The organism is Polaromonas sp. 39-63-25 (assembly GCF_002278925.1).
Lineage (GTDB): Bacteria > Pseudomonadota > Gammaproteobacteria > Burkholderiales > Burkholderiaceae_C > Polaromonas.
Window position 1 is genome coordinate 1 of record NZ_NCJH01000004.1, and the last position, 25194, is coordinate 25194.

A 25194-nucleotide genomic window follows, 5' to 3' on the forward strand; every position below is an offset into this window, starting at 1 on the left:
CCATTTGCTGGCGCGCATGAGCGAGACCATCAGCCGCGAACGCCGCTTCACCAGCGATGCTGCGCATGAATTGCGCACGCCGCTCACCGCGATAAAAACGCATCTCCAGGTCACGCGCATCACCCAGGGCAAGGACGCCGAGGTGGCCATGGATTACGCTGAAGAGGGTGTGGCGCGGCTTCAACACACCCTTTCCCAGCTGTTGACGCTGTCGCAGGTCGAGGGCGCCTTTTCGTGGGAGGACGGATCGGTCGCTGATGCCAGCGAAGTGGCCCGCCTCGCGATGCGCGATGCAGCACCCCATGCGCCCGAGCGGATCACGCTCGACAGCGACGGCATCCGTGCCGAGCTGGCGCTGCCCCAGGCGCTGGCTGTCACCGCGCTGCGCAACCTGCTTGACAACGCCCTGCGCCATTCCCCTGCATCCAACAGCGTCAGGCTGGAAATACGCAGCTCGCCGCAAGCGGTCAGCTTTCACATATTTGATCGCGGGCCGGGACTCAGCGACAACGAATTGGCACTGGCGACGCAACGATTCTGGCGGCGCCGGTCAGGCCGGGGCAGCGGCCTGGGCCTGTCCATCGTCGCCGCCATTGTCGAGCGTTTTTCCGGATCGTTTGAACTGCGGCGGCGCTCCGACGGCGGACTGGAGGCCCGACTGACGCTTCCGCGCATTCAACCCGCATCGCCAAAACAGGCCCCCACTGTCTGAAAAACCTGAAAACCGATGCGCTTCAGACACCTGCCGCGATCTGCCGCAAGGCCTGCTCGAACACCTCGGCCGGCTGGCCGCCCGAGATCAGGTGTTTGTCGTTGATGATGACGGCCGGCACCGCGTGGATGCCCTGCTGCAGGTAGAACTGCTCGCGCTCACGCACGGCGTCGGCGTACTCGTTCGAGGCCAGAATGGCTTTCGCGCGCGCCATGTCCAGGCCGACCTCGCCGGCCACGCGCGCCAGCACCTCGTGCGAGCCCGGGCTTTCGCCGTCGGTGAAATAGGCCTTGAACAGCGCCTCCTTGAGCGCCAGCTGGCGCCCTTCTCCTTCTTCCTCGGCCCAATGCAGCAGGCGGTGGGCGTCAAAGGTGTTGTAGATGCGGCTGCGTTTGTCCATGCTGAAGGTGAAACCCACGTCCTGCCCGCGCGCCCGGATCATCTCGCGGTTGCGCTGCGACTGCTCGGGCGTGGAGCCGTACTTTTCGGTCAGGTGTTCGGCGATGTCCTGGCCTTCGACCGGCATCTTCGGGTTCAGCTCGAAAGGCTGGAAATGTATCTCGGCCTGGACTTCGCCTGCGACCCGGCCCAGCGCGTCTTCGAGTGACTTGAGGCCGATCACGCACCAGGGGCAGGACACGTCGGAGACGAAGTCGATTTTCATTGCTGTCGGTGCCGGGGTGCTCATGCGTGTGTCCTTGTCAGAGGGGTGGGAAATCAGGCCAATGGTAGTGACAATCGGGCAACCCCGCAGGCCACCGGGCTGATAGGTGAAGACCCTTCTGAGGGAAAATACCCCAAAATGCGCGGCAGGGGCCAAGCTCCTCCCACCCGCTTTTGAACAGGACACACCATGCTCCAACTCCGCCCCAACTGCGAATGCTGCAACAAAGACCTGCCCAACGAGTCCCCTGAGGCCCGCATCTGCACCTTCGAATGCACCTTCTGCAGCGATTGCGCCAGCAGCAAGCTCCACGGCATCTGCCCCAACTGCGGCGGCGAACTGGTCACCCGGCCACGCCGGCCGGCTGACAAACTGGCCCGCTACCCGGCATCGACCGAGCGTGTCTTCAAACCGGCCGGTTGCGGAGCCGCGGCATGACCAGCAGCAGCCTGCTGCTGTTTGCAGCCGTCGCGCTGGCGGTGATCGCCACGCCCGGTCCCACGGTGCTGCTGGCGCTGATCAACGGCTCGCGTTACGGCGTTCGCCGCTCCGTGCCCGGCATGTTGGGGGCCGTGGCCTCGGACTTCGTGCTGGTCGGTGCGGTGGCGCTGGGTCTGGGCGCGCTGTTGGCGGCTTCGGAGTTCTGGTTCTCGGTGCTCAAATGGGTAGGGGCCCTCTACCTGGCCTGGCTGGGCGTGCGCATGCTGCGCTCGAAAGGCGGTTTTGAATTGCCCGCCGGCGAGGCCGATGCCGAACCACGCAATGGCCGGGCCATCTTCATGAAATCCTTTCTGGTGGCCGCCACCAACCCCAAGGGTTATCTGTTTTGCTCCGCCCTGCTGCCGCAGTTCATCGACCCGGCCGCCGCGCAGGCGCCGCAGTACATCACGATCGCGCTGGTGTTCGGGGGGCTGGACTTCACCGTGATGCTGGCCTATGCCGTCATCGGCGCGCGGGCGTTGCGGCTGCTCAAGGCCGGTGCCACACGCTGGCTGGACCGCCTGTGCGGCGGCGCCCTGCTGGGCCTGGCCGGCTCACTGGCTTTCTACCGCCGCGCCGGGAACTCCTGATTTCATAGCGTGTTGCGCCCGTCCTGATTGGGCTGGTGCCTGTTTTTGTTCCAGATCAAGGCCAGGCCCGTCTGACCGTCAAATAGGACTTGTCTGATAGCAGGGCGCGCCGCGCAGGACTATGGTGGGTTTCTCTAACGGAGATGTCCATGAACCGTCCCACCTCTGCCCCGACGAGCCGGGAAGTCCGCATTCCCTGCGGTGACACCTGGCTGTACGGCGACCTCGTCCTGCCGGCCGGGGCCAAAGGCCTGGTGCTGTTTGCCCATGGCAGCGGCAGCGGCCGGCACAGCGCCCGCAACCGCCAGGTGGCGCAAAAACTCCAGCAGGCGGGCATTGCCACCCTGCTGTTCGACCTGCTCACCGTACAGGAAGAACAGGTCGACACCCACACCCGCGAACACCGTTTCGACATCGCCCTGCTGACCGGGCGCATGCAGGAGGTCACCGAGTGGGTGTCTGCCCAGCCGGACCTGAAACACGCACCCATCGGCTACTTCGGCGCCAGCACGGGCAGCGCGGCGGCGCTGATTGCCGCGGCCCGGCTCGGCAAACGTATTGCGGCCGTGGTCTCGCGCGGGGGCCGCCCCGACCTGGCCGGCCCGGTGGCGCTGGCGGCGGTCAGCGCGCCCACCCTGCTGATTGTGGGCGGCGACGACGAGGAGGTGATTACGCTCAATGAGCAGGCCTACGCGCATTTGCATTGCGAAAAACGGCTGGCGATCGTGCCGGGCGCCACCCACCTGTTCGAGGAACGCGGCACCCTGGAGCAGGTGGCCGAACTGGCGGCCGACTGGTTCAGTGCCTGGCTGGCTCCTGCCAAACACACGGGGGTTCACCATGAGAGACACACGCCTTCCCTATGAGGACCGCCGCGAGGCGGGCCGCGTGCTGGCCGGCGCGCTGGCGCACTACCGCGGTCGCCCCGGCGTGCTGGTGCTGGCCCTGCCGCGCGGCGGCGTGCCGGTGGCTTACGAGGTGGCCCGCGCGCTGAAGGCGCCGCTGGATGTGTTTGTGGTGCGCAAGCTCGGCTTTCCGGGCCACGAGGAATACGCCATGGGGGCGATTGCCAGCGGCGGCGTGCGCGTGATGAACCCGATGCCGGGCATGCACGTCACGCCCGAAGAGGTGGCCGCCGCGGTGGCGCGCGAACAGCCCGAGTTGCAGCGGCGCGAGCAGCTCTACCGCGGCCAGAGCCCGGCGCCCGATCTGCACGGCCGCACGGTGATCGTGGTTGACGACGGGCTGGCCACCGGCGCGACCATGCACGCCGCGCTGCTGGCCATCCGCCAGCAGCAACCGGCGCATCTGGTGATGGCCGTGCCGGTGGGCGCCGCGGACAGCTGCGACGCGCTGCAGGGTGTGGCCGATGAGGTGGTCTGCGTCGCCATGCCCGAACCGTTTCGCGCCGTTGGCCTGTGGTACCGGCAGTTTCCCCAGACCAGCGACGACGAGGTGCGCACGCTGCTTGACGACGCCCGCGTGCACGCGCCTTCCCCCTGACAACCCACCAGGACCCTGCCATGACCCCGCAGCATTCCACCCTGCACACCGATACGGCCCTGCTCGAGGGCCTGCGGCAGCACCTGTACCCCCTGACTGGCAGCACGCACGACCACGACGGCTTGCTGCAGATGATCGGCCCGGCGCGGTTTGTGCTGCTCGGTGAAGCCTCGCACGGCACGCGCGAGTTCTACCAGGAGCGCGTCAACATCACCAAGCGGCTCATCATCGAAAAAGGCTTCACCGCCATCGCGGTGGAGGCCGACTGGCCCGACGCCTGGCGCGTCAACCGTTATGTGCGCGGCCTGTCCGACGAGCGCAACGCCGGCGACGCCCTGTCGGGGTTTGAACGTTTTCCCGCCTGGATGTGGCGCAACACCGTGGTGCGCGATTTTGTGGAGTGGCTGCGCGAGTACAACGCCGGGCGCAGCGCTGCCAGCCAGGTCGGCTTTTACGGCATGGACCTGTACAGCCTGTTCACCTCCATCCAGGAAGTGCTGGCCTACCTGGACCACACCGACCCGCCGGCGGCGCAGCGGGCGCGCGACCGCTATGCCTGTTTCGACCACGCGGCCGAAGACAGCCAGGCTTACGGTTACGCCGCCAATTTCGGCCTGGCACGCAGTTGCGAAGACGAGGTGGTGCAGCAACTGCGCGCCATGACCCGGCGCTTCGCCCAGTTGCCGTCCACGCCCGGGCTGGAACGCGACGAGATGTTTTACGCGCAGCAGAACGCACGCCTGGTGCGCAATGCCGAGGAGTACTACCGCACCATGTTCCACGGCCGTGTGTCGTCCTGGAATCTGCGCGACAGCCACATGGAAGAAACGCTGCAGGCGCTGGACCGCCACCTGGGCGCCGGCGGCGAGCCGCCGCGCATGGCCGTCTGGGCGCACAACTCGCACCTCGGCGATGCGGCCGCCACCGAAATGGGTGACCGCGGGGAATGGAATGTGGGCCAGCTCGTGCGCGACCGCCATGACGGCGACGCGGTGCTGGTGGGCTTCAGCACCCACCACGGTTCGGTGACGGCCGCGTCGAACTGGGACGAACCGCCGCAGCACAAGCGGGTGCGCGCCGGCCTGCCCGGCAGCTGGGAGGCAGTCTTCCACCAGACCGGTACCAGCCGCTTCTGGCTGAACCTGCGCGACAACGCCGCGCTGGGCGAGCTGGCGCAGCCGCAGCGGCTGCAGCGCGCCATCGGCGTGATCTACCGGCCCGACACCGAACGCCAGAGCCACTACTTTCACACCCACTTGAGCCAGCAGTTCGACGCGCTGATCCACATCGACGAAACCCATGCGCTGGAACCGCTGGACCGGGGCCCGGTGTGGCATACCGGCGAGGCACCCGAGACCTTCCCGTCGGGGATGTAGGTTTTTTGGCCTTAATGGAAATCGCGGCTGGAGGTGCCCAGCCGCCCCAGCAGCGGCGTCAGGTCTTCGAGCCGGTGCGCCACCAGGTTGCGCACAGCGCCATACCCTTCCCGGGTGTCGCTTTCCTCGCTGCGCTGCCAGACGCCGTACACCGCCAGCAGGCGCGCATGCAGCACCTCGTGGCGCTGGGTGTCGCGCAGTGATTTCCAGACAATCACGTTGACCGGGCCTGTCTCGTCTTCGAGCGTCACGAAGATGGTGCCCTTGGCGGTTTGCGGCTGCTGGCGCACTGTGACAATGCCGCAGGCCGCCACCTCCCGGCCGCTGGGCAGGGCATTGAGCTCACCGGCACTCAGCAGGCCGCGGCGGGCCAGGCGCGGGCGCAGCAGGGCCAGCGGATGGCGACGCAGCGTGAGGCCGGTGGACTGGTAGTCGAACAGGATGTTTTCGCCCTCGGGCGTCTCCGGCAACACCAGCGATGTTTCATGCGTGGGCACAGCCTTGAGCAAGGCGGGCGCGGGCTGGATGGCCGAGGCTTCCCAGACCTGCTGGCGCCGGTGGCCGGCCAGGGGCCGCAGCGCATCGGCGGCGGCCAGCGCGTTGATCTCTCGGGTGCCGAGCTGCGCGCGCGCGACCAGGTCTTCGGTCGAGGTGAAAGGCGCTAGCGCGCGGGCTTGCGTGATGCGCAGTGCCGCCGCTTCAGGCAGGCCCGCCACCAGACGCAGGCCCAGGCGGACGGCGGGTTGTTTTTTTCTCCGCTCGGGCTGAGACCCAATCCGTTCGCCCTGAGCTTGTCGAAGGGTTCTTCGATGTTCCTCAGGGACGACTTCGACAGGCTCAGCCCGAACGGAGAGAGCATCAACCCGAACGGGTAAGTGCTCAGGGAGAACGGTTTCAGCCTCAGAGGAAGCGGAAGATTTTTCCAGCGTGCAATCCCACGCGCTGCAGGTCACGTCCACCGCGCGCACGGCCACCCCGTGCCGGCGCGCGTCCTGCACCAGCTGTGAGGGCGCATAAAACCCCATGGGCTGCGAGTTGAGCATGGCCGCCAGGAAACACGCGGGCTCGTGGCACTTGAGCCAGCAGCTCACATAGACCAGCTTGGCAAAACTGGCGGCATGGCTTTCCGGAAAACCGTACTCGCCAAAACCGCGGATCTGGCTGAAGATGTTTTCCGAAAAAGTGGCGTCATACCCGCGCGCCGTCATCGCGTTGACCAGGCGGTCGTGAAAACGCTCGACGCCGCCCTTGCGTTTCCAGGCCGCCATGGAACGGCGCAAATCGTCGGCCTCGTCGGCGGTGAATTTGGCCGCGATCATGGCGATCTGCATCACCTGCTCCTGGAAAATCGGCACACCCAGGGTGCGACCCAGCGCGTCCTTGAGTTCCGGATAAGGGTAGGCAATGTCACCGCCCTTGCGGACCATCTCGCGGTTGCGCAGGTAGGGGTGCACCATGCCGCCCTGGATAGGCCCGGGCCGCACGATGGCCACTTCCACCACCAGGTCGTAGTAGTTGCGCGGCTGCAGCCGCGGCAGCATGGACATCTGCGCGCGGCTTTCGATCTGGAACACACCCACCGTGTCGGCCGCGCAGATCATGTCGTAGGTGGGTTTGTCGTCGCCGGCAATCTGGTGCATCTGCAGTTCGCCGCCGCGCAGCTGGTCCACCAGCTGCAGGCAGCGGCGAATGGCAGAGAGCATGCCCAGCGCCAGCACATCGACCTTGAGCAGGCCCATGGCGTCGAGGTCGTCCTTGTCCCACTGGATGATGCGGCGCGCCTCCATGGACGCGGGCTGCACCGGCACCAGGCGCGTGAGTTTGCCCTGGGTCAGCACAAAGCCGCCCACATGCTGGCTCAGGTGGCGCGGAAAACCGATCAGTTGTACCGACAGGTCCAGCCACTGCAGCACCGGCCCGGGGTCCTGCTGCAGGCCGGCTTCGGCGAGTTTTTTCTCCAGCGCTTCGCTGCCGTCAAACCAGAAATGCTCTTTGGCCAGTTGCTCGACCAGTTCGGGCGCCACGCCCAGCGCCTTGCCCACGTCGCGGATGGCGCTGCGCGGCCGGTAGCTGATCACGGTGGCGGCAATCGCCGCGCGGTCGTGGCCGTATTTGGCGTAGATGTACTGGATGACTTCCTCGCGCCGCTGGTGCTCGAAGTCCACATCGATGTCGGGCGGCTCGCGCCGTTCGCGGCTGATGAAACGCTCGAACAGGAGCTGGCTTTCCGCCGGATTCACGGCCGTCACGCCGAGGCAGAAACAGACGGCCGAGTTGGCGGCCGAACCGCGCCCCTGGCACAGGATGCCCTGCTGCCGGGCAAAACGCACGATGTCATGCACGGTGATGAAGTACATCTCGTAGCCGAGTTCCTCGATCAGGACCAGCTCGTAGTCAATCTGCGTCTGGATTTTTTCCGGCACGCCGCCCGGGTAACGCTCGCGTGCGCCTTCGGCCGTGAGCCGGCGCAGGCACTGGGCGGGCGTTTCCGCTTCGGGCACCATGTCGCCCAGCGGGTAGCGATACAGGTCGCGGATCTCGTCCAGGCTGAAGTTGCAACGCGCCGCCACCGCCAGCGTGGCGCGCAGCAGCCCGGCCGGGTAGAGGTCGGCCAGGCGCATGCGCGGACGCAAATGCGCTTCGGCATTGGCCTGCAGGGCAAAGCCGCACTCATGCACGGTTTTTCCCAGCTTGATGGCCGTCATCACGTCGTGCAGCGGCTTGCGCGAACGCACATGCATGCGCACCCCGCCGGCCGCCACCAGGCGGATGCCGGTGCGCTGCGCCACCGTTTGCAGCTGTAGCAGGCGCAGCGCGTCGTCCAGGCCTTGCAGCAGCTCGACGGCCAGCCAGGCATACATGCCAAAAAGGCCTGCAGCCCAGGCGGCATGGGCACAGAGCGCTTCTGTATCGATAGCATCCGGCAAAGGCAACAGCAGCACCTCGCAATCGGCCAGCAGCGAAAAATCGCTTTCGCCCAGCGCCACGCGGTAGCTGCCTTTGTCGATCACGTCACCGGCCTGTTTGGCCGCGGTGATGAACTCGCACAGGTTGCCCCAGCCAGTCGCGTTGTGCGGCAGCACCACCAGCCGGAACGGAGGACTGGCCTGCACGAAAAACTCCGCCCCGGGCAGCAGCTTGAGCCCGTGTTTTTTGGCCGCCACATGGGCACGCACCACGCCGGCCACCGAACATTCGTCGGTGATGGCCAGCGCGCGGTAGCCTAAACCGGCGGCCCGTTCGACCAGCTCTTCGGCATGCGAGGCGCCGCGCTGGAAGCTGAAATTGCTCAGTGCATGCAGCTCGGCATAGTCGGGAAGCGGTCCGCTGAACATGACAATTCCAATCCAGCAACTCAGGCAAAAAAACCGTGCAGGTACCAGGCCTGGCGCTGCGTATGTGCCGGCTGCGGCACCGGCAAACGCTCGCTGAAAATCCAAAGCAAACCCGCCTGCTGGCTGCGGTAGATGAAGTAGTCGCGGATCGCCGCGGGCTTGCTTCGCACACCCGTGCCATCGCCGGCCGCGTCACCGGTCATCAGCCAGCCGCTGGCCTCCAGCCGCTGCGGGCCGGCCAGCCGAAGCAGCGGGCCCTGGTAGACCGGGCTGTCGCCCACCGCCGCCAGCCGGAGCGGTTCGGGCAGCAGCCAGGTCGGGTAGAGGGCATCGATTCTGGCCGCCTCTTCCGATTTCTTCAAGCCTTTCTGGCCTCTGGCCCTTGTCTGGCGGGCGCCACCAGCTATGGATTGCATAGCGCCCTGGGCGCTGACCCAGCGCTGCATCTGCTCGGGCCTGTGGTCGGCGCAGGGCTGCCAGGCCTGCACCTGCGCGGGCCCCAGGCGGGCGCTCAGGCGCTCGATCAGTTCCACCGCGCTGTCGCCCTGCTGGCGCGCTTCCATCAGCAGGCTGGTGGTGGCGGCGGCCGCGTCCACCAGTGGCTCGGTGACCAGCGAACGCAGGCTCAGGGCAAACACCGGCGCCGGCAGCTTTTGCTGCGCGAGCTGCTCGGCGATCAGGCGTGTGACGTGGCGCAGGTCCTGCGCGGGCTGGGCGGTGCGGACTTCCATCTCGCCGGTGGGCGCCACGTCGCGGCGCTTGTCCAGGTGCCAGGTGAGCCGGAGTGCGCAGATGCCGCTCTGGCGCCCCAGCAGCCAGGCGTGCAGGCTGGCCAGCAGGCGTTCGGCCCCGGCCATCAGCGCCGGGCCGTGCGTGACCAGCGCGTTGAGCTCGATTTTTTCCTCGAAGTGTTCGGGCAGCACCAGCCAGTCGTGGTTGTCGGGCAGGCTGCCGCGCGCGCGGTCCAGCGCCTCCAGCAGTTCCGCGCCGAAACGCCGGGCCACGCCGTCGCGCGGCAGTCGCAGCAGGTCGTCCCAGCTGCGGCAACCGATGCGCTCGAGCACGCCCAGGTGCGGGCGCGCCGCAGTCAAGGTGTGCATGGGCAGGTCGGCCACCCGCGTGCGGCCCTGCCCCGGCTTGCCGGCCGCGTGACGCAAGCGCCCCAGTGCTATCAAGGATGTAGCGCCTTGCGAACGCCGTATAAGGGGTACCGCCCGATTTGCTTCAAAAAATTCGATCAAACGCTGCTCCAGCAGCTGCATCAGCCGCGCCAGCCCGCCAAACAGGCGCAGGCTGCCGGTCACGTCCAGCAGCACGGCCTCGTCGACCAGCGCCACGCGCGGCGTGAAACCCAGCGCCAGGCTGGCCACGCTGCGCTGCAGCGCGGCCTCGTCCATCAACGCCGGCCCCGGCTCAGTGGTGATGGCTGTTTGCAATGCGATCCAGCAAGGCATGCACCTCTCCTGATGCGGCGGAAACAGCGGCCGGGGCCGGCTGCAGCCTGGGCAGCAGCACACCGGCTTCCTCGCGGCGGCGGCGCACGCGTTCGCGGCTGGCCGCCAGCAAGGCCGTCAGGCGCGCCGGCCGGGTGGCCAGCAGCAGCGGCGCGGCCAGCGGCGGGCCGCGCCGCTTGAGCACGTGCACCCGCAGGTTGCCGTCTTCGGCCGCCGCACCTTCGAGCAGCAGGCGCAGCGGCGCGGGTGAAGACTCGAGCTGCGCACGCAGAGGCCGGAACACAAACAACAGCTGGCTGTGCGCATGCGCGGCCATCTGCAGGCGGCGCAAATGGGCACTGCGCGCATCGGGCAGCCAGGCCAGCACGGCGGCCACGTCGGCACACTGCAGCGCTTCGCGTGTGGCCCACAGCAGCGCCGGCCCCTGGCCGCGCACGCAGAGCACGCGCTGCATGTTGAGCTGGCGCGCGCCCAGCGCCGGGCCAAACGGCAACCAGGGTGCGCCCACCAGCACCACCAGCTTGGCGGGCGCCGCGGCCTGCACGGCGGCCAGTGCAGGCGCCAGCAGACCCCACTCGTGCAGGCCGGCCTGCGGCTGCAGCATTTCCACCAGCGCGCCCTGCGGCCAGCCGCCGCCGGGCAACACCTGGTTCAGCGCCGCATACCCGGTGTCCAGGGCCGGCAGGCTGTGGCAGCCCAGCTCGGCGGCGCGCCAGACGTCGGCGTGTTGCGCCAGGCCGGCGGGCATGGCGTCCAGCGCCCGGCCCGCAGACCCAGGCGGCGTGGACATGGCGGAAGAAAGCGGGTTCATGAAGGAAAAAGACATAAAATACTGTTGATATGTACAGTATTACACCTTTTCCGGCCTCAGAGGAGAATCCTTTCTTTTGGACTTTCCTTTGGAGTAGCGCACGATGAAGGATTCACTGCGGCGGGCCTGTTGCCTGGCTGTGTTTTTGCTGGTCGCGGCCTGCTCGAAAGAGACCGAACCCGTCGACCTGGCCGACACGTCCAAGCCTTACCCCGCCAACGTGAAGCCGGGTTTCATCAACAAGGTGTGGGAGGTCAGCCTGTCCACCGGGGTCGCGCCCGGCACGCTGTACGCGTTTTTGTCGGACGGCACGCTGGTGGTCACCTCGCCCAACAGCAAGGCCGCCTTCGGTGCCTGGACCTACCAAAACGGCAAGCTCACGATGATCGAGGAAGCGCAGGAGTACAAAACCGACATCCTGAGCCTGAGCCATGAAGAACTGCGGCTCAAAAGCCACAACCCGGGCGGCAGCATCGAAATTGTGCTGGTGCCGGCGCGGGTGGCACCGCTGCCGCCCTGAACGACCGGATCAGCGGCGTGCGGCTTGCGCCCTGCGGCCCTGCACCACCAGCAGGGCCAGCATCAGCAGCGAGATGCCGGCAAAACAGAGAAACGACCAGTTGGCGATCGACAGGCCCAGAAAAGTCCAGTCGATCCTGGTGCAGTCGCCGCTGCCCTTGAAAATCATCGGGATCACACGCTGCAGCGGAAAGGTCTCGATCATTCCGTAAAAGTCGCGCCCACAGGAAACAACTTCGGGCGGGTACCACTGCAGGAAACTCTGGCGCGCGGCGACAAAAGCGCCGAAGCCGGCCACCAGCAGCGTCACCGCTGACCCCGTCATGAGCAGCCCTTTGCCGCGCGCAAAAGCCGTGGCCCCCGTCACCACCGCCACCAGCACCAGCGCATAACGCTGCACGATACACATGGGGCAAGGCTCCAGGCCGACGACATGCTGCAGGTACAGGCCAAACGCCAGCATGGCGACGCAGACGGCAGACACCAGGGCCAGCACACGGCGCGGCGCGGTTTCGACATAGCTCAACAACATCAGGGTCCTTTTTTTCGATCGATGTACGGATTGTCCGATGGTTCGGGCGTTCAGGCGGAGATAAGTTCCCCGGCTGGGAAATCCGGAGTAGCCCTCCCGGTTACCGGCGAACCGCGTCAGGTGTTGATGCCTTCGCGCAGCGGGTGGATTTGTTCCCGACGAGCGCCCATGCCGGCCTGAAAAAGACTGATATAAACCAGAAATTGACGAAACCCCATCCGTCACCGGAGGTGTGCATGAACCAGGCGCTGGAGCAACTTGCATCGGAAACAGGCCTTTTGGCACCGGAAAACGAGCGGCTTCGGCTGGCCTTCGCTCACGCCTGTGTCATCCGGATCAGACACCTGCTCGAAGAACCGGAAGTCATCGAGTGCCTGGACGTACTGGGCCGCTACCTGGAGGGTCGCGTCAGTCGTGACGCCCTGGAACATTCGCAAAGGGAAGCAGACCGCCTGGCCAATCAACATCGAGGGTCGAAGTCGATCGATGGCTGTGGTCACGCGGCTGTCTCGGCAAGCTACGCGGTGGCCAATGCGATCAATGGAAAGGCGCTACAGGCCGCGAGTTATGCAGCCTACGCGACTGTCTACGCCGATGGCGGGTACGGAGCAGTCTCTGAACGCGAGGCGTTCGAGCCGGAGAACTCCTGGCAGGTCGCTGCATTGCGGGACATGGCCGGCCGAACGCCGGCCCGCGCATGATCTGATTTTTTATTCAATCGTCATGCCAGCGCGGCCTGACGCCATGTGGCATCTGCGTCATCAAGTGAAAAATCCCCCAGTCTCAAGGAGCCGCCATGTGCCGCAACATCAAGACCCTGTTCAACTTCGAACCACCGGCCACGGAACTGGAAATCCGCGATGCTTCACTGCAGTTTGTCAGGAAGCTCAGCGGGTTCAGCGTTCCGTCCAAGGCCAATGAAGCCGCGTTCGAACGCGCGGTAGAAGAGGTGGCGGCTTCCGCACGACACCTTATCGGTTCCCTGGTCACCAACGCTGAACCGCGCAACCGCGAAGTTGAGGCCGAACGGGCGCGCGCGGTCAGCGATGAGGTTCGGTCCGGCTCAATGATGGGCCAGCGCGCTCAAATCCCCGCCCCCTCCTCCACAAACACCCGCGCGTTGCGCGGTGTTATCACGCCGCTTGCCAGGAAATATATGCATCAAATCGGCCCTTAGCCCTTGTCCCACTTGCGCCACCAGCTATCAAAAAAAGAGCGATTCAGGAAGCCAGCTCCTCGGCCTCCAGGTGTTCGCCGAGAAAGTCCAGAAAGCTGCGCACCGCCGGCACCTGGCCACGGCGCGAGGGAAACACGGCATGCACCATGCCGGGCCGCAATGCCCAGCCGGGCAGCACCGGCACCAGCAGCCGGGCCTGCAGCTCTGCCGTGCACAGCATCTCCGGCAAAAAGCTCATGCCGGTGCCGGCCAGCACCGCCAGCTTGAGCGTCTGCAGGTCATCGGCCACGTAGCGCGGCTGGTGCTGCAACACAAACTCCTGCCCCTGCGGGCCCACCAGTTCCCAGGCGCTGCGCCCCTCGTTGGCCGACATGGCCACCGTGTCGAGGTTTTTCAGCTCATCGGGCGTGGCTGGCGCACCCTGCCGCCTGAGCAGCTCGGGGCTCGCCAGCAGGTAGCTGCAGGAGGCGCCGAGTTGCTTGACGACCAGACTGCCGCTGTCGTCCAGCGTGGGGCGCACCCGCAGCGCCACGTCCATGCCCTCTTCCACCAGGTCCACCACCCGGTTGGTCACCCGCATGTCGAGCTTCACATGCGGGTGCTGGGCCAGGTATTGCGGAATCAGGTAGCCCAGCGTGCCCTGCGCCAGCGTCACCGGGCAGCTGATGCGCAGCGTCCCGCGCGGCTCGCTCTGCATCTGCGCCACCGCCTCGCCGGCGGCCAGGGCCTCGTCGCGCATGGCCACGCAGTGGCGCAGGTAGAGCTCGCCCGCCTCGGTCAGCGACAGCTTGCGCGTGGTGCGCTGCAGCAGCCGCACCCCAAGTTGGGCTTCCAGTTCGGCCACCCGGCGCGAGAGCCGTGATTTGGGCAGGCCCAGCGCCCGGCCTGCCGCCGCAAAGCCGCCGCGCTCGGCCACCTCGGCGAAATACAGCATGTCGTTCAGGTCCTGCATGGGCGGCTCCCCGGTTCCCGGTTGGTTGATGTGTCACCCCGGCGTTGAGCCGGGGGTCTTCACGTCGATTGTCCTATAAACAGGACGATGTATCGCATTTTTGCCGTCTTATCAATGAATGGATTCATCCGCACACTCTATCCATGGCTGCGATTCATGGTGAATACGGCCAACAAGCTATCCATCCCCGATTCACCCCCTCAAGGAACCCATCATGACCAAACTTCTGCACATCGACTCCAGCATCCTCGGCGGCAACTCCGTGTCGCGCCAACTGACCGCCCAGATCGTCGCCTCCTGGCGCGCCGGTCACCCGGCCACCGACGTCAGCTACCTCGACCTGGCCGTGGAAACCCCCAGCCACCTGTCGGCCGAGTCCCTGGGTTTCCGCATGCCCGCCGGCAGCGACCTGAGCGACGCGCAAAAGCGCGAAAACGCGGTTTCCGAAGCGCTGGTGTCCCAGTTCCTCGCCGCCGACGTGATTGTGGTCGGTGCACCGCTGTACAACTTCTCCATCCCCAGCCAGCTCAAGGCCTGGATTGACCGCATCGCCCAGGTCGGCCGCACCTTCACCTACACCGACAAGGGCCCGGTCGGCCTGGCCGGCGGCAAGACGGTGATCGTGGCGTCCGCCCGCGGCGGTGTCTATTCGACCAGCGACGCCGGCAATGCCATGGAGCACCAGGAAAGCTACCTGAAGACCGTGTTCGGCTTCTTCGGCATCACCGACGTGCGTTTTGTACGCGCCGAAGGCCTGGCCATGGGCGACGCAGCGAAAGCCGCAGCCCTGGCTTCCGCCACCGCTGACATCGCAACACAGGCCAAGGCAGCCAACGAAGCGCAGGCCGCCCTGGCCGCCTGAACCCGGTTGGCGCAGGCGTCTCAGGCCTGACTTGCCAACATGAAAAAAGCCCGCATCGCGGGCTTTTTTCTTTGCGGGCGGCAGAAGATCAGGCGTGTTTCTTGACCCAGTCCACATAGGCGTTGACCCAGCCCTGCAAAAACGCCAGGCTGGCCTCGCCGATGTTGCCGGCCGCGTCGTACAGCCCTTCCTTGTTGTGGATGAAGGCTTCGGGCTGGCCCAGCGTGGGCACGTTCAGGTAGGCCAGGATGTTGCGCAGGTGCTGCTGCGCCAGCGCCGTGCCAATGGGACCTGCGGACGCACCCAGCACACCCGCAGGCTTGCCGTTCCACACGCTTTTTCCGTAGGGGCGGGAGGCATGGTCAATCGCGTTTTTCAGGACGCCGGGAATCGAACGGTTGTATTCAGGCGTAAAGAACAGCAGCCCCTGGGCCGCCGTGATCTCGCCCTTCAGGCGCGTCACCTGCGCCGGGGGGTTGCCGTCGTCGTCCTGGTTGTAGGGCGGCAGGTCGTCGATGCGCACATGGGTAAAGCTGAAGTCTGCCGGGAACAGCTTTTCCAGCGCCAGCGCGAGCTTTTTGTTGAAGGAATCCTTGCGGATGCTGCCGACGACAACGGCGATGCGGTATTGAGCCATGGAGTTCTCCTGAAAATGGTCAGACTGGCTGGCGGGACCCGTAAAGGGATTCAACCATTATGCGAAGACGGTTTGACATTGCGCGGCGTGAGGACTAAACGACAAGCGGATGCCGCGATGGCCTGGCGCCCGGGAAACCATCAATAATGGATCGTCACCACCTTGCGCCCCGACCCTCTACTGGAAAAAACGTGAATCCCAAAATCAAAGAGCTGCTCGGCCAGATCACCACGCTGGAAGACGAGCTGCGCGCCGCGCTGCGTGAACAGGAAACGCAGCTGCTCTACCAGTTCAAGGGCAAACGGGTCGAGTTCGAGGGCTCGATCCGCGAGACGCACCGCAAACTCAAACGCAGCCTGTGGCGCTGGATCGTGACGGACCGCCCGCAGAACTTCCTGACCGGGCCCATCATCTACAGCCTGATTGTTCCGCTGGCTGTGCTTGATCTCTGCGTCACGTTTTACCAGGCCAGTTGCTTCCCGATCTACAAAATTGCCAAGGTCCGGCGCGCCGACTACATCGCCATTGATCGCCAGCACCTGGCCTACCTCAATGGCTTCGAACGTTTTCACTGTACCTACTGCGCCTACGCCAACGGGCTGATCGCCTACGCGGCTGAAATCGTGGCACGGACCGAGCAGTATTTCTGCCCCATCAAACACGCACGCCAGCTGTTCAGTTCCCACTCGCGCTACGAGCGGTTTCTGGCCTACGGCGAAGCACCCGACTACCACGCCAAGCTCGAGGAGTTCCGCCTGGCGCTGGAAAAAGAAATCAAGAACTAGGGACGGCCTGCGCCATGCCGGGCCGTGTCACCGTTTACCGGAGGACAGTTGCATGAAGTTCATTTTCGAAGTCCGCATGAAACCCGGCTACACGGTGGACGAGTATGCCGCCGCGTGGATCAGTGCCAGTGAAATCATCCAGCGCACGCCGGGCGCGCGTGGCACTTACCTGCACCGCAAGATCGGTTCGCCCGACACCCTGCTGGCGATTGCCACCTGGGACACCAAGGCGCACCGCGATGCCAAGGACGACCGCCGCGACGCCACCGTACGCGCCATCCTCGACAAACATGCCCAGCACTGCAACGTCACGGTGATCGGCGAGTTTGAAGAGCCCGAGTGGTCGGTGCTGCCGGAACCCGGTGCGACGTGAGCGTCTTGTAGGGCTTGCACGTGACACATGGACCAGCAGCTGCTCGACTTCAGGAACACCTTTCGCCCATCCTCTCAAAAAAATCGGAGCTTAGTGGTTTCTCCCAGTCTGTACGCATTGCAGATGCTCCGCTATTCTTGCTTTTTTTTCAGGAGGGATGCATGGAATCGTCTTTGAACGTCGAAGACCACGGCGAGTGGCTCAGCTTCGGAATGTCGCATGCCGGCAGCACCATTCCGGTCAAAATTTCCCGGGCAGCGATGGAGGAGCATTTCGACGCGACCCAGGGGCCGGACTCGCTGAAAAAGGCCTATGCACTCGACGCCGAGATGATTCATGCCCGTGCGGCCGACCACATCGTGGCGGGCGCCAGCTACACGCCGGACCATCCGCTGGTGCTGGGACCCGAACACTTCTAGGAGCCTGTCGGGCTCAGGAATCGTCGGCTGCAAATCGACCGCAGCGACCCATTTTCACTGTCTTTTTGTCCCATAGCTGGGCTAGGGGCCTGCACCGGCGGATACCGCATGTGCCGGGGAGGCTGTGAACACTCCGTTCTTTGCTCCGCTTTTTATAGCTGCTCGCGCCCGCGTGACAAGGGCCGGCGGCCGATTTTGCTCGTAAAACTCAGCCCACCCGACGAAACGTCAGGTTGATGCGGCGCCGGCCCAGCAGCGTGTGTTCGCCATCGGCCAGCGGTGCCACGCCGTGGAAGGCCAGGCGCGACGGTCCGCCCCAGACCACCACGTCGCCATGCTGCAGACGATGGCGCTGCGGCCTGTCCTTGCGGCTGGGCGTACCGAACAGAAACACCGCGGGCAGGCCCAGGGACACCGAGACGATGGGGGCGAAAAAGTCCTGCTCGTCCCGGTCCTGGTGTAGCGAGAGCCGTGCACCCGGCTCGTAACGGTTGACAAGGCAGGCGTCGGGCTCGAAGTGGGCAAAGCCGGCCTGCGCTGCCGCGCGCACGGCCAGCTTGCGCAGGATCGCGGGCATGGCGGGCCAGGGCTGGCCCGACAGCGGGTCCCGCGCATCGTAGCGGTAGCCGCTGCGGTCCGACACCCAGCCCAGCGCGCCGCAATTGCTCATGGCCACCGACATCGTGCGCCCGCCCGGCGTGACCAGATGGCGAAACAGCGACTGGCTGGTGACCTCAGCGACGGCCTGCAGCAGGGCTGCGGCGTCCTCGCGTGCAAAACTGCGCAGCAACATGGCACCGGGTGCCAGCGTTTCACGCGACACCGCCACGGGCAACTCGTCAAAAAGATCAGCGGTCAAGCTTTCTCCTGCGCAAATTCGGGCGCTACTGTGCATCATGAAAAATCACACCCAGCGTGTGGCGATGGCCCGAGCGTACCGTGCTGACGCCGTGGCGCATGTTGACCCTGTAAAAACCCCTGCTGCCCTGCACCGGCCGGTGGTGCACGGCAAACACCACGGCGTCGCCCTGCGCCAGGGGAATCACCTCAGGGCGCGACTGCATGCGCGGGCGCTGCTCGGTCAGCACAAACTCGCCGCCGGTGAAGTCGTCCCCCGGCCGCGACAGCAGCACCGCCACCTGCAGTGGAAACACATGCTCTCCATACAGGTCCTGGTGCAGGCAGTTGTAGTCGCCTTCGGCGTACTGGAGCAGCAGCGGCGTGGGCCGCGTCTGGCCAGCCGCGTGGCAACGCGCCAGAAAATCCGCATGGCCTGGCGGGTAACGCACGGCGATGCCCATGGCTTCGTTCCAGCGGTTGGCCACGTCCACCAGCCGGGGATACAGCGTGCTGCGCAGTTGCTGAACCAAGTCGGGCAGCGGGTAATTGAAGTACTGGTATTCGCCCTGGCCAAAGCCGTGGCGCGCCATCACGACGCGGCTGCGAAACAGCGCTTTTTGCCGGTAAAGCGCGGCGGTTGCCGCACACTGGGCAGGGCTCAGCAGCTGCGGCAACACGGCGCTGCCGCGTCTTTGCAGTTCTACGGCCAGTGCCGGCCAGCCGGTTTCAGCCGGCCTGTGCATCAACAAGGTGTTCATGGCGGGTGGGTGTCCTGGGAAAAACTCAAGCGTAGGCCGGGAGCCGTGGCCAGGCTCGCCGGAAACGGACATCCCGCCGATTTATCGCAGGGTGCCGAGGCGCCCTGGTTCATGCATGAAATTGGCCTCCAGCCCAATGTAGACGGGCGCCAACAGCTACTTTATTGATAGCGTGGCGGGGAACCGTGCATGCCGGTGCTGCCTGCGCCGTCCAGCCCCAGCAGGGCAAGAAAGCGCTGGCCGAGCGTGCCGGCGCCGGATCGCGCGGCAGCCACCGGCACAGACGGGTGGCCTGCGGGCTGGCTACCGGCAAACTCCGGCAGGCAAACAGCCAGCTCCTCAAAACCGGCCACGATGCGCGGCCCGACCCACAGCCGCACCCAGCGCGCCATGGCCACACGCTGGTCACCCATGCGCAGGCTGGCCGCAAAATGCGGTGTGGCAAAGGACCTGGCGACCTGCCGCTCGACAAAAGGCGTGGCTTCGTCGGCCACCCAGTCCAGGAACACCGGCGACAACTTCTGCGGGCTCCCGCAGACGAGCTCGAACACCAGCTCGTCGAGCGCGGAAACAGCGGTGAGGCAAGCCTCTTTGAGGCCAAGGGTGTGGGTGCGGATCATGAGGGTTCTCCAGAAAAATCAACCAGCGGCAGGCCTGTCAACCCGTGCCCCCGCCTGCATCCATACCGGCGGCAATGCGCCGGGACAACAAGCGTGATTTTTTGAAGGACAAGCAGCAGAGCCATGCATGCTTAACGGCAGGCTGCCTGACAAGTTGAGGGCCAGACGCGGAACCGGGAGACACGGTCCGCGCCGGCAGCATGGGCTTCAGCCGATGTGCGACCGCGTCCAGCGCACGATGTCGGCGGCGCCCATGGCGCCGGGCTGGCGCGCGACCTCGCGGCCGTTCACGAACAGCGCCAGCGTGGGAATGCTGCGGATGTTGAAGCGTGCGCCCAGGTTCGGGGAGGCCTCGGTGTCCACCTTGACCACGCGAACCATGGGTTCGAGCTGCGCGGCGGCCTGCTCATAGGCCGGCGCCATCTGCAGACAGGGGCCACACCACGGCGCCCAGAAATCGACGAGTACCGGGATCTGGTTGCGCGTGATGTGGCGGTCAAACGCCGCTTCGTCGAGGTTGACCGGGTGCCGGGTGAACAGCGCCTGATGGCAGCTGCCGCAGTCGGGCGCCTTGTCCAGGTCCGCGCTTTTGACGCGGTTGGTCGTGTGGCAGTGCGGACAAACGATATGCAGGGAATCCGTCATCTGTACCTCGTCAACATCCTGAATCAGTTGTTGTTGGCTTCGTCCAGCGCCTTGCACGACGGCGCGCACACGGCGTGGGACTTGCCCAGCACCTTGCGTGTGCCCATCTGCGAGCGGGGACGGTGTTTTCCGCACATGAAGCACGACATCGTGGCAGCACCGAAAGAAGCGGACGCGACAAACGGGGAGCCCGATACCTTGGATTTGTAACGCAGTCCGTCGGCAAGGACGGTGGTTTTGGCATCAGCTCTGGCCATGGGTGTTTCCTTGGTTGGGTTGGCGCATTGCGCGCTCTATGGCTTGCCTGGCCTGCCGTTCGGCAGCCAGCGCCGGATCCAGCGGCGAGCGGCACAGGCCCGCATGCTGGTAATAGACATTTTCGTACAATTCGGCCGCGGCCGGGTGAGTGTCCAGCAAAGCACCCAATTCGCGACCGGGCGCTACGCCGCCCAAGGCCTGAACCAGGTGCGTCACCACCGAACGGTATTGCTCCGGACCGACCGGCACGGTACTGTGCTCCAGCCGCTCGAGCAGCTCAGCCAGCACGTGGGTCACGGTCAGGTCGGGACTGAAAGAAGGGGTTTGGGTCGTGTTCATGCCTCTGAAACTGGGGGCTTTTGGCCGAAAAACAAGCCAACATGCCCTGGCCCCGAAGATCACTATGCTTTTGATAGCTGGCAGCGCTTGTCTGACAAGGGGTGAAGGCCTATTTTGCATCAAATGCAGGGCGCCACCAGCTTCGCGTCCGGTGACCTGGTGGGAGCACCGTTTCCGGGTGCGAATCTGGTTGGTGGTGCACGGGTCCTGCTTGCGCGACCCTGCCAGCGCAACGGCTAATCCCGGGCAGCTGGAAACATTCATAAAATGACGGCGTGGGGTCATGGTCTGCGTTCCGGTCTGAAGTCTGAAGAGCCGCAGGCCAAACAAGGACGAATTAGATTTCAGTTCTTCATACCCAAAACATCTATAACGACATCTCACGAAAGCAATCACATGGCACGCACCGTCAAATGCATCAAACTGGGCCGGGAAGCCGAAGGTCTGGACTTCCCCCCCTACCCCGGCCCGCTGGGCAAGCGCCTGTGGGAAGAAGTCAGCAAGGAAGCCTGGGCAGAGTGGATGAAGCAGCAGACCATGCTGGTCAATGAAAACCGCCTGAACCTCGCCGACGCCCGCGCCCGCCAGTACCTGGCGCGCCAGATGGAAAACCACTTTTTTGGCACCGGCGCCGACAAGGTCCAAGGCTACGTGCCCCCGACGGAATAAGGCCCCCACGGTTGCTCACTGCGTGTAGCGCCCTGCCCCCCGAGGGGGCCGCTGCGCCTGCGGACTGGCAAAGCCAGATCCGCGGCCCCGGCTGGTCCGGATCTGGAGAACTCACGCTTGTAGCCTATGGCTGAAGTGATCGAGTGGCTGGCCGACGGCACGCCTTACAGCCCGCGTTTTGGTGACCGCTACCGCAGCGAACTCGGTGGGCTGGCGCAGTCGCGCGAGGTGTTTTTGCACGGTTGCGGCCTGCCTGCCGCCTGGGCCGGCCAGCCGCAGTGGTGCATCCTGGAAACCGGCTTTGGCCTCGGGCTGAACTTCCTGGTGACCTGGCAGGCCTGGAAGGCCGACCCCGCGCGACCACGGCTGCTGCATTTTGTGGCCACCGAGGCGCACCCGGCCGGCGCCGCCGACATCCTGCGTGCCGCCGCGGCCCACCCTGAACTCCTGCCTTTGGCCGAACAACTGCAGGCCCAGTGCTGGGGCCTGCTGCCCGGTACACACCGGCTGGTGTTCGAGGGCGGCCATGTGCTGCTGACCCTGTGTATCGGCGACACCCAGGCCGTGCTGCGCGAACAGACCCTGGCAGCCGACGCGGTTTACCTCGACGGCTTCAGCCCCGCCAAAAACCCCGGTATGTGGGACCTCCACACGCTCAAGGCGGTGGCGCGCTGCTGCCGCCGCGGCACCCGCATCGCCAGCTGGACGGTGGCGCGCAGCGTGCTCGACGGCTTGGCCCAGTGCGGCTTCGTCGTGCAGAAAACCCCGGGCCTGCCGCCCAAACGCGACAACCTGCAGGGCGAGTTCGCCCCCCGCTGGGTGCCGCGCAAGGTCGCCGGCAGTGCTCCCCTGGCGCCGGTCCTGCCATCCAGCTGTGTCGTTATCGGCGCCGGCCTGGCCGGTGCAGCCACGGCCGCCAGCCTGGCGCGGCGCGGCTGGCAAGTGCTGGTGCTGGATGCGCATGAGACACCGGCCGGCGGCGCCTCCGGCCTGCCGGCCGGCGTGCTGGTGCCGCATGTTTCGCCCGATGACAGCCTGCTGTCGCGCCTGTCCCGCTGCGGCGTGCGCGCCACGCTGCAGCAGGCCCAGGCGCTGCTGCACGATGGCAGCGACTGGCAGGCCAGCGGAGTGCTGGAGCGGCGGCTGGAGAGCAGCGGTGGCCTGCCCGCCGCCTGGCCTGACGCCGGCCGCGACTGGAGCGAGCCGGCTAGCGCCGCGCAACTCGAACAGGCCGGGCTGGACACGGCATCGCCGGCCACCTGGCATCACAGGGCGGGCTGGGTCAAGCCGGCCCGGCTGGTGCAGGCGCTGCTCGCGCAGCCCGGCATCAGCTGGCGCGGCGGCGTACAGGTCACGCGGCTGGACCGCGACGCCACGGGCCAATGGCAGGTGTTCGACACTCAAGAGCAGGTCATCGCGCGGGCCGATCTGGTGGTGCTGGCCGCGGCGCACGCCAGCGGGCCGCTGGTGGACGGCGGCCTGCCGCTGCAGGCGATTCGCGGCCAGGTCTCCTGGGGCCTGCGGCGTCCTGGCGACGACAAGGTGTTTCCCGCCTTCCCGGTCAACGGGCACGGCAGCTTGCTGCCCGCCGTGCCTGTCGATGACGGCGTGGCGTGGATGGCCGGCGCCGGTTTTCAGCGCGACCGGAACGACAGCCGGCCCGACCCGGCCGACCAGCAGGCCAACCTGGAGCGCCTGCAGACCCTGCTGCCGCACGCGGCGCAGCAACTGGCAGCGGATTTTCAGGACGGTACCCCCCGGGCCTGGGCCGGCGTGCGATGCGCCTCACCGGACCGATTGCCGCTGGTGGGCCCGCTCCAGCCCGTGCGGCAACCGGGGCTCTGGGTGAACACGGCCATGGGTTCGCGCGGGTTGACGTTTGCCGTGCTCGGCGGCGAACTGCTCGCCGCGCGCCTGCATGGCGAGCCTTTGCCGCTGGAAAACCGCATGCTGCAGGCGCTGGCGCCGCAGCGCGCCAGCCTGCTCAAACAACGGGTGGCACCCGTGGACCCCGTGATTTGAAGCCTTTTATAGATCCAGCCCTTGATGGGCCTGCGCAGGCAGCTATATATTTAGTAGCAATTTCTTGAGCTGCCCGGGGTGCAGGGGTTTTCGCAGGTAGACCTGCGCACCGGAAAAACGGGCCCGCAGCCCCTGCTGCCAGGCCGGCGCCGTGCCGGTCACAAACATGTGGGCAATGGCCGGCCGGGTGTTGTCCACCGCCTTGATCAGTTCCCAGGGGTCCATGTCGGTCAGCCCCAAGTCCACCGTGACCAGCAGGTAGGCATGGGTGTTCAGCAGAATCAGGGCCTCGGTGCCGGTGGCCGCTTCATCGACCTCGTGCAGGCCGGCGGCGGCCAGCTTGGCACGAAGATACAGGCGGTCATCGCGCCCGGGGTCCACCACCAGCACCCGCCGCCCCACCACCGGCAGGGTGCCCGGCTCCAGCGACAGGGGTTCGGTGGCGTCGCCGTCGTCGAGCACCACATCGATGTCTTCATCGTGGGCGAGGTCCAGATCGATCGGCAGCGAAGCCTGGGGTTCAGGAGAAGAAGGCAGGGGCCGGAGCCCAAAGGCCTCGTCCATCGCCTCCAGCACGCCCGACCATTTGACCGGCCCCGGAAACACCCGCCAGGCCTGGGCAGGCGCGTCGTTTCCGATCCAGATGAGTTTGAGGCCGTCGTGGGCCGGGTTGGCCAGTGCCAGCACGGCCTCCCAGCTGTCCCCGTCGATGATCAGGACATCGGGCGCTTCCATCGCCTCCGCGGTTTGTGCTGTCCAGGCCGAATACACCACGTCGCGCGACTCGGACAGGCGGTACACCAGATCCAGCGCCTGGCGCTCGGTGCCGCTGAAACCGAAGAACTTGACGAATATCCGCTTCACTGTCCCGCCCCTTGTTGTTATTGCCGTGGATGATACGGGGCTTGTGTCCAGATGTTGCTGATGGCGTTGTCCCGATGACACGGAATTCACAGTGATCCGGCCCGGAAAGCCGCATGAACACTGGCGAATAAGCTTATTCGCATAAGCGAACAACGAATCTGTAGTTTGTTTTCATAAGCCCTCACCCTAAAGTCTGCGGCTTATGCATGATTTTGCTTTTGTATTTGCGGGTTTTGCCGTCGGTCTCGTGGTGGGACTGACCGGCGTGGGCGGGGGCTCGCTCATGACGCCCTTGCTGATTTTCTTTTTCGGCGTCAAACCGCATCTGGCCATCGGCACCGACCTGCTGTTTGCCGCCTTCACCAAGCTGGGCGGCACGGTTGGCCTGGCCCGGGCCCGGCTGGTGGACTGGAAAATTGTCGGCCAGACGGCCGCGGGCAGCATTCCGGCCTCGCTGGCCACGCTGTATGTGCTGCATCTTGTCGGACCGGCCAGTCCCGCAGCCCAAGCCGTGATGACCACCACGCTCGGCGTGGCGCTGCTGCTCACCGCGAGCGCCACCTTCTACAAGGCCGTTTATGGCAAGGCCGCGCCGCGCCACATTGACCCGGCTGCCCTGACCGCGGCCACGCAGGCGCGCCACTGGGCCCTGCCGGTGCTGTTTGGCGCCGTCATTGGCGCCCTGGTGACACTGACTTCGGTGGGCGCCGGCGCCATCGGGGTGATTGTACTGATGCTGCTTTACCCGGCCCTGCCGCTGCCGCGCATCGTGGCCGCCGACATTGCCCACGCCGTTCCGCTGACGCTGGTGGCCGGCTTCGGCCACGCGTCCATCGGCTCGGTTGACTGGCTGCTGCTGGCCAAACTGCTGGCCGGCTCGCTGCCCGGCATCTGGCTCGGCTCACGCCTGGTCAACAGCACGCCCGACCGCTGGATACGCTCCCTGCTTTCCGTGCTGCTGGCTTATGCCGGCGCCAAACTCATCGCCATCTGACCCC

At 65.9% G+C, this 25194-nt stretch carries 30 protein-coding genes; 16 read left to right on the top strand and 14 right to left on the bottom strand.

All coding sequences use genetic code 11. The features are described 5' to 3' along the window. Positions 1-712, top strand: a 712-nt coding sequence (locus B7X65_RS05220) for an ATP-binding protein (protein WP_293593245.1), incomplete at its 5' end; no start/stop codon positions are given. Between the two features lie 22 nt (positions 713-734). Here B7X65_RS05220 and B7X65_RS05225 read toward each other — a convergent pair. Beyond that, positions 735-1400 (bottom strand): DsbA family oxidoreductase, encoded by a 666-nt coding sequence (locus B7X65_RS05225; protein WP_293593246.1) that lies wholly within the window; start codon positions 1398-1400, stop codon positions 735-737. Between the two features lie 165 nt (positions 1401-1565). Here B7X65_RS05225 and B7X65_RS05230 point away from each other — a divergent pair, with 165 nt between their 5' ends. The 5 genes from B7X65_RS05230 to B7X65_RS05250 all read left to right on the top strand — a co-directional run bounded on the left by B7X65_RS05230 (position 1566) and on the right by B7X65_RS05250 (position 5325). Further along, positions 1566-1814 (top strand): DUF1272 domain-containing protein, encoded by a 249-nt coding sequence (locus B7X65_RS05230; RefSeq protein ID WP_293593247.1) that lies wholly within the window; start codon positions 1566-1568, stop codon positions 1812-1814. Further along, a complete protein-coding gene (locus tag B7X65_RS05235; protein WP_293593248.1) occupies positions 1811-2446 on the top strand; it encodes a LysE family translocator in 636 nt (211 codons plus the stop codon). The genes B7X65_RS05230 and B7X65_RS05235 overlap by 4 nt, the downstream gene beginning before the upstream one ends. 149 nt (positions 2447-2595) lie before the next feature. Continuing rightward, positions 2596-3312 (top strand): alpha/beta family hydrolase, encoded by a 717-nt coding sequence (locus tag B7X65_RS05240; protein WP_293593249.1) that lies wholly within the window; start codon positions 2596-2598, stop codon positions 3310-3312. After that, entirely contained in the window at positions 3287-3949 is a 663-nt protein-coding gene (locus B7X65_RS05245) for a phosphoribosyltransferase (RefSeq protein ID WP_293593250.1), read from the top strand. The genes B7X65_RS05240 and B7X65_RS05245 overlap by 26 nt, the downstream gene beginning before the upstream one ends. Positions 3950-3969: 20 nt before the next feature. Then, entirely contained in the window at positions 3970-5325 is a 1356-nt protein-coding gene (locus B7X65_RS05250) for an erythromycin esterase family protein (protein ID WP_293593251.1), read from the top strand. Between the two features lie 11 nt (positions 5326-5336). On the opposite strand, the gene B7X65_RS05255 is transcribed toward B7X65_RS05250, so the two are convergent. Genes B7X65_RS05255 through imuA form a run of 3 tightly spaced genes read right to left on the bottom strand, consistent with a single transcriptional unit; the run spans position 5337 to position 10940 of the window. Then, entirely contained in the window at positions 5337-8660 is a 3324-nt protein-coding gene (locus B7X65_RS05255) for an error-prone DNA polymerase (RefSeq protein WP_293593252.1), read from the bottom strand. Between the two features lie 20 nt (positions 8661-8680). Then, complete coding sequence (locus B7X65_RS05260) at positions 8681-10114, bottom strand: DNA polymerase Y family protein (RefSeq protein ID WP_293593253.1); 1434 nt, start codon at positions 10112-10114, stop codon at positions 8681-8683. Beyond that, complete coding sequence (gene imuA / locus B7X65_RS05265; RefSeq protein ID WP_293593254.1) at positions 10074-10940, bottom strand: translesion DNA synthesis-associated protein ImuA; 867 nt, start codon at positions 10938-10940, stop codon at positions 10074-10076. Before imuA ends, B7X65_RS05260 begins: the two co-directional genes overlap by 41 nt. Positions 10941-11028: 88 nt before the next feature. On the opposite strand from imuA, the gene B7X65_RS05270 reads away from it, so the two are divergent. Then, positions 11029-11445, top strand: coding sequence for a hypothetical protein (locus tag B7X65_RS05270; RefSeq protein ID WP_293593255.1), 417 nt, complete (start codon positions 11029-11031; stop codon positions 11443-11445). Positions 11446-11454: 9 nt separating this feature from the next. Here B7X65_RS05270 and B7X65_RS05275 read toward each other — a convergent pair whose 3' ends face one another. Then, positions 11455-11976, bottom strand: coding sequence for a disulfide bond formation protein B (locus B7X65_RS05275; RefSeq protein ID WP_293593256.1), 522 nt, complete (start codon positions 11974-11976; stop codon positions 11455-11457). A gap of 236 nt (positions 11977-12212) precedes the next feature. Here B7X65_RS05275 and B7X65_RS05280 point away from each other — a divergent pair, with 236 nt between their 5' ends. Together B7X65_RS05280 and B7X65_RS05285 are read left to right on the top strand one after the other, a co-directional pair. Then, complete coding sequence (locus B7X65_RS05280) at positions 12213-12677, top strand: hypothetical protein (protein WP_293593257.1); 465 nt, start codon at positions 12213-12215, stop codon at positions 12675-12677. A gap of 95 nt (positions 12678-12772) precedes the next feature. After that, entirely contained in the window at positions 12773-13153 is a 381-nt protein-coding gene (locus tag B7X65_RS05285) for a DUF2277 domain-containing protein (RefSeq protein WP_293593258.1), read from the top strand. A gap of 43 nt (positions 13154-13196) precedes the next feature. On the opposite strand, the gene B7X65_RS05290 is transcribed toward B7X65_RS05285, so the two are convergent. Beyond that, positions 13197-14105, bottom strand: coding sequence for a LysR substrate-binding domain-containing protein (locus tag B7X65_RS05290; protein WP_293593259.1), 909 nt, complete (start codon positions 14103-14105; stop codon positions 13197-13199). Positions 14106-14319: 214 nt separating this feature from the next. Between B7X65_RS05290 and B7X65_RS05295 the strand changes: the two genes are divergently transcribed. After that, positions 14320-14967: an NAD(P)H-dependent oxidoreductase gene (locus B7X65_RS05295; protein WP_293593260.1), complete on the top strand. Its 648-nt coding sequence runs from the start codon at positions 14320-14322 to the stop codon at positions 14965-14967. Between the two features lie 88 nt (positions 14968-15055). On the opposite strand, the gene B7X65_RS05300 is transcribed toward B7X65_RS05295, so the two are convergent. Beyond that, the gene (locus tag B7X65_RS05300) at positions 15056-15604 is read right to left on the bottom strand and encodes an NAD(P)H-dependent oxidoreductase (protein ID WP_293593261.1); all 549 of its coding nucleotides are present in this window, start codon (positions 15602-15604) and stop codon (positions 15056-15058) included. Positions 15605-15795: 191 nt separating this feature from the next. Between B7X65_RS05300 and B7X65_RS05305 the strand changes: the two genes are divergently transcribed. From B7X65_RS05305 to B7X65_RS05315, 3 genes are all read left to right on the top strand, one after another. Then, positions 15796-16389 carry a hypothetical protein gene (locus tag B7X65_RS05305; RefSeq protein WP_293593262.1) on the top strand — a complete coding sequence of 198 codons (594 nt, stop codon included), beginning with the start codon at positions 15796-15798 and terminating at the stop codon, positions 16387-16389. Between the two features lie 52 nt (positions 16390-16441). Next, complete coding sequence (locus B7X65_RS05310; protein WP_293593263.1) at positions 16442-16762, top strand: antibiotic biosynthesis monooxygenase; 321 nt, start codon at positions 16442-16444, stop codon at positions 16760-16762. A 161-nt stretch (positions 16763-16923) separates the two neighbouring features. Beyond that, positions 16924-17181: a hypothetical protein gene (locus tag B7X65_RS05315; RefSeq protein WP_293593264.1), complete on the top strand. Its 258-nt coding sequence runs from the start codon at positions 16924-16926 to the stop codon at positions 17179-17181. Positions 17182-17389: 208 nt separating this feature from the next. Here B7X65_RS05315 and alkB read toward each other — a convergent pair whose 3' ends face one another. The 6 genes from alkB to B7X65_RS05345 all read right to left on the bottom strand — a co-directional run bounded on the left by alkB (position 17390) and on the right by B7X65_RS05345 (position 20641). Further along, complete coding sequence (gene alkB, locus B7X65_RS05320) at positions 17390-18040, bottom strand: DNA oxidative demethylase AlkB (RefSeq protein WP_293593265.1); 651 nt, start codon at positions 18038-18040, stop codon at positions 17390-17392. Between the two features lie 25 nt (positions 18041-18065). Beyond that, positions 18066-18764, bottom strand: a complete 699-nt coding sequence (locus B7X65_RS05325) for a 2OG-Fe(II) oxygenase (RefSeq protein ID WP_293593378.1) — start codon at positions 18762-18764, stop codon at positions 18066-18068. 176 nt (positions 18765-18940) lie between these two features. Further along, entirely contained in the window at positions 18941-19399 is a 459-nt protein-coding gene (locus B7X65_RS05330; RefSeq protein WP_293593266.1) for a hypothetical protein, read from the bottom strand. A gap of 207 nt (positions 19400-19606) precedes the next feature. Beyond that, positions 19607-20044, bottom strand: coding sequence for a thioredoxin TrxC (gene trxC, locus B7X65_RS05335; protein WP_293593267.1), 438 nt, complete (start codon positions 20042-20044; stop codon positions 19607-19609). A 23-nt stretch (positions 20045-20067) separates the two neighbouring features. Then, positions 20068-20301 carry a hypothetical protein gene (locus B7X65_RS05340; protein WP_293593268.1) on the bottom strand — a complete coding sequence of 78 codons (234 nt, stop codon included), beginning with the start codon at positions 20299-20301 and terminating at the stop codon, positions 20068-20070. Then, on the bottom strand, positions 20288-20641 hold the full coding sequence (locus tag B7X65_RS05345) for a hypothetical protein (protein ID WP_293593269.1): 354 nt from the start codon (positions 20639-20641) through the stop codon (positions 20288-20290). The genes B7X65_RS05340 and B7X65_RS05345 overlap by 14 nt, the downstream gene beginning before the upstream one ends. A gap of 396 nt (positions 20642-21037) precedes the next feature. Here B7X65_RS05345 and B7X65_RS05350 point away from each other — a divergent pair, with 396 nt between their 5' ends. Both B7X65_RS05350 and mnmC read left to right on the top strand, forming a co-directional pair. Beyond that, positions 21038-21310, top strand: coding sequence for an oxidative damage protection protein (locus B7X65_RS05350; RefSeq protein ID WP_293593270.1), 273 nt, complete (start codon positions 21038-21040; stop codon positions 21308-21310). A 126-nt stretch (positions 21311-21436) separates the two neighbouring features. After that, positions 21437-23332 carry an FAD-dependent 5-carboxymethylaminomethyl-2-thiouridine(34) oxidoreductase MnmC gene (gene mnmC / locus B7X65_RS05355; protein WP_293593271.1) on the top strand — a complete coding sequence of 632 codons (1896 nt, stop codon included), beginning with the start codon at positions 21437-21439 and terminating at the stop codon, positions 23330-23332. 42 nt (positions 23333-23374) lie between these two features. Here mnmC and B7X65_RS05360 read toward each other — a convergent pair whose 3' ends face one another. Next, the gene (locus B7X65_RS05360) at positions 23375-24196 is read right to left on the bottom strand and encodes a response regulator (protein WP_293593272.1); all 822 of its coding nucleotides are present in this window, start codon (positions 24194-24196) and stop codon (positions 23375-23377) included. A 202-nt stretch (positions 24197-24398) separates the two neighbouring features. Between B7X65_RS05360 and B7X65_RS05365 the strand changes: the two genes are divergently transcribed. Beyond that, positions 24399-25190 carry a sulfite exporter TauE/SafE family protein gene (locus B7X65_RS05365; RefSeq protein WP_293593273.1) on the top strand — a complete coding sequence of 264 codons (792 nt, stop codon included), beginning with the start codon at positions 24399-24401 and terminating at the stop codon, positions 25188-25190. Positions 25191-25194 lie beyond the last annotated feature (4 nt).